Origin of the sequence: Burkholderia sp. Bp8998, assembly GCF_003854235.1 — a bacterium.
Classification (GTDB): Bacteria; Pseudomonadota; Gammaproteobacteria; order Burkholderiales; family Burkholderiaceae; genus Burkholderia.
Window position 1 is genome coordinate 1 of sequence record NZ_QTQF01000178.1, and the last position, 362, is coordinate 362.

Genomic DNA, 362 nt, shown 5'->3' on the forward strand with positions numbered 1-362 from the left:
TCGGGATCGGTCTTGCCCATCACGATGAAGATCTTGCAGTTCGGATGCGCGGCGTTCGTGATGAACCACTTGCGGCCATTGATCACATAGTCGCCGCCGTCGCGCTCGATGCGCGTCGTGATGTTCGTCGCGTCCGACGACGCGACGTCCGGCTCCGTCATCGCGAATGCCGAACGGATCTCGCCGCGCAGCAGCGGTAGCAGCCACTGTTCACGCTGCTCGGGCGTCGCGAACATGTGCAGCAGCTCCATGTTGCCGGTGTCCGGCGCGTTGCAGTTGAACACTTCCGATGCCCAGCTCACGCGCCCCATGATCTCGGCGAGCGGCGCATATTCGAGGTTCGTCAGCCCCATGCCAGGCTC

At 63.5% G+C, this 362-nt stretch carries 1 protein-coding gene; it reads right to left on the minus strand.

Features of this window, described 5'->3' with window-relative positions; translation table 11 throughout:
• A partial coding sequence (locus DIE06_RS38050; protein ID WP_185733596.1) for an acyl-CoA dehydrogenase family protein occupies positions 1-362 on the minus strand: 362 nt, incomplete at both ends.